Annotated in this window: 3 protein-coding genes and 1 pseudogene; 1 reads left to right on the top strand and 3 read right to left on the bottom strand. The window is 75.4% G+C overall.

Annotated elements, in window-relative coordinates:
• Window positions 1-434 (bottom strand): annotated as a pseudogene (locus tag ABZ281_RS44460) (hypothetical protein); the annotation flags it as partial.
• A 211-nt stretch (window positions 435-645) separates the two neighbouring features.
• Between ABZ281_RS44460 and ABZ281_RS44455 the strand changes: the two are divergent.
• Window positions 646-1128, top strand: a complete 483-nt coding sequence (locus ABZ281_RS44455; protein WP_356663978.1) for a DUF456 domain-containing protein — start codon at window positions 646-648, stop codon at window positions 1126-1128.
• A gap of 11 nt (window positions 1129-1139) precedes the next feature.
• Here the strand turns inward: ABZ281_RS44455 and ABZ281_RS44450 are convergent, their stop codons facing one another.
• Window positions 1140-1634 (bottom strand): methylated-DNA--[protein]-cysteine S-methyltransferase, encoded by a 495-nt coding sequence (locus ABZ281_RS44450; protein WP_356663976.1) that lies wholly within the window; start codon window positions 1632-1634, stop codon window positions 1140-1142.
• Window positions 1634-2959 (bottom strand): AlkA N-terminal domain-containing protein (locus ABZ281_RS44445; protein WP_356663974.1); only part of this gene is annotated, 1326 nt, incomplete at its 5' end. The genes ABZ281_RS44445 and ABZ281_RS44450, both read right to left, overlap by 1 nt.

Here is a 2959-nt window from a genome sequence, read left to right as displayed (position 1 = left end):
GGAGGCCCGGTCGAGGGCGTTGCGTCGCATGGCTGTTCGTCCGTGGGGGCGCGGCCGGGTGTCTGCTCGGGGCGACCCCGCGGTTTCGGCGCGGTCGGGAAGCTCATGGGCCCGGCGGGCCGGGGCGGTGGCGGCTCCCAGGGGGCGCGTTGCGGGGCCGGGCCGTTCGGGCGGGGCGTGGCCGGCATGTCGTCGGCCCCGGTCCGGGGCGCCGGAACCACCGGATCCGCGCCGAGGGGCCTCGCCGCCGGCCGGTCCGAGGAACCGCCGGTCCGCCCCTCCACCCCGTCTCCCAACGCCCCCGACGCCGACGCGAACCGGTCGTCCAGCGAATCCCGTGCCGGTGTGGGGCCCGTGTCGTCGGTGGAGTCGTCGTACAACTCCTTCCACCAGTCGTCCTCGTGACCGGTGGGCCTTCCCCCCTGCTGGCTCATGCCGGTAATTGTCCACCGCACGAGCCGGATGAAAACGGGGCTTGTGGAAAAAACCGGCCGGCCACGGGCAGGTGAACGGCACCTCGGGTGAGCCGTAGAACGGTCTTGCGAAATCCGGAGCCCGGCGGGGCGCGAGCGGCTGACCTGCGGGTCTGAGCCCCGGCCGCGCTTCTGACCTGCGCGTTCTCGCGTGTTCCGGCAGTCTGGTCAGATGGGAGTGTGGGACCTCCTGCTGGTCGGGCTGGTCATCCTGCTCGGGCTGTGCGGAGTGCTGCTGCCCGCCATGCCGGGATCGTTGCTGGTGTGGGCCGCGGTCATGTGGTGGGCGCTGAAGGATCCGCAGCCCGTCGCATGGTGGGTGCTGGTCGGGGCCACGGTCCTGATGCTGGTCTCCCAGGCCGTCCGCTGGGCGCTGCCGCCCCGGCGGCTGCGGATGAACCGCACCAGCCGCCGCATGCTGGCCTGCGCCGGCACCGGGTCCGTCCTCGGCTTCGTCCTGGTTCCCGTCCTCGGCGCGATCCCGGGATTCCTCGCCGGGGTCTACCTCTTCGAACGGTTCCGCCTCGGCCGTCACGCCGACGCGGTCGCCGCCCTGCGCACGGTCATGCGCGCGGGCGGCTCCAGCATCCTGGCCGAACTGTTCACCTGCCAGCTGATCGCGGCGGCCTGGGTGGGCGCGGTCGTCTGGGGCTGAGCCGGCATACCTCAGGCGGGAAGGACGCCCTCGTGCGTCAGCAGCCGTACCTTGCGGTCCAGGCCCCCCGCGTATCCGGTCAGCGCGCCGTCCGCCCCGATCACCCGGTGGCACGGGCGGACCACCAGCAGCGGATTCGCGCCGATCGCACCGCCGACGGCCCGCACGGCCGCCCGGGGCGCCCCGATGCGCGCGGCGATCTCGCCGTAGGTCGTGGTCGAGCCGTAGGGGATGTCGTCCAGCGCGGCCCAGACCTTCTCGCGGAAGGCGGTGCCTTCGGTGCGCCAGGTCAGGCGGAACTCCTTCAGTTCCCCCGCGAAGTAGGCGCCGAGCTGCTCCTCGGCCTCCCGGAAGGGCCCGGGGTCGCGCCGCCAGTCCTCCCGCACCTCGCGTCCGCCCTTCTGGCCGGGCACGGACAGTGAGGTCAGCTCGCCGGCCGGGGCGGCGGTGAGGAGCAGCGGCCCGAGGGGGCCGGGCACACTCGTCCAGTAGGTCGGGCAGGTCATCAGGACTCCCACTCCCCTGCTGCGCGCAGGTGGTTCAGTGCGTACGAGCGCCAGGGGCGCCAGCTGTCGGGGACGTCGAGGCCGGGCGGGGCCACGTCCGGGTCGCCGAGGGCGCGGGTGCGGATCTCGGCCACCGTACGGGCGTCCAGGCCGGGCACGGCCAGCAGGGCGTCCTGCGCGTCGTCCCGGTCGGCGCCCGGGTCCAGGCGTACGGCGCCGTCGGCGAGGGCGGCCGTGAGCTCGCCGAGGGTGCCGCCGGGCTCGGCTCCGGCGAGCACGGCCGGCTCGGGGAAGAGGTGGGTGAGGCCGCCGCAGGGGGCGTCGAGGGCCTTGCCGTAGCGGCGTACGAGCCGTTCCGCCTCCGTGCGGCCGGTCAGCGCCCGCACCGCGCGTTCCTCCGGGTCGGCGGTTCCCGGCGAGCGCAGGCCGGGCCTGGCGGCGACCAGGGGGGCGAGCCGCGGGTCGGCGGCGAGGCGCTCGTCGACGGCGTAGGGGTCGGCGTCGAGGTCGAAGAGCCGCCGCAGCCGCTGGACGGCGGTGGTCAGGTCGCGTGGGTCGGTGAGGTGCAGCCGGGCGTCGAGCCAGCCGCCCGGGTGGGCGCCGAGTCCGGTCCGGGTGGTGCCGGGGCGTTCGTCGACGGCGACGATGCCGGTGCCGTACGGGAGGCGGCAGGTGCGCCGGTAGGTGCGGTCGCCGGGCGGGCCGCTCACCTCCTCGATGCCGGGTACGGCCTCGTGTTCGAGCAGGTCGAAGACGGGTCCGGCCCGGTAGGGGCCGCGGTGGGCGAGCCGGAGCGGGATGCCGGCGTTCGGGGTTGCCCTACGGCGGCCCCGCCCGTGCTTCGGCGCGGCGGCGCGCAGCTCGCTCGGGGTCGACGCGTACACCGCCCGGATCGTGTCGTTGAACTGCCGCACACTGGCGAAACCCGACGCGAACGCGATCTCGGTGATCGGGAGCCCGGTGGTCTGCACGAGGACGCGTGCGGTGTGGGCCCGCTGGGCCCGGGCGAGGGCGACCGGCCCGGCGCCGAGTTCGGCGGTGAGCTGTCGCTGCACCTGCCGTGCGCTGTAGCCGAGCCGTCCGGCGAGCCCGGCGACGCCTTCCCGGTCGACCACGCCGTCGGCGATCAACCGCACGGCCCGGCCCACCACGTCCGCGCGGACGTTCCACTCGGCGGAGCCGGGCACGGCGTCCGGTCGGCACCGCCGGCAGGCCCGGAAGCCCGACCCCTGCGCGGCGGCTGCCGTGGCGAAGAACCGTACGTTGGCCCGCTTGGGGGTGACCGCGGGGCAGCTCGGCCGGCAGTAGATGCCGGTCGTCTCGAC

Source organism: Streptomyces sp. NPDC006265, assembly GCF_040613555.1.
In the GTDB taxonomy this organism is placed as follows: Bacteria; Actinomycetota; Actinomycetes; order Streptomycetales; family Streptomycetaceae; genus Streptomyces.
This window is presented reverse-complemented; position numbering and strand designations above follow the sequence as displayed.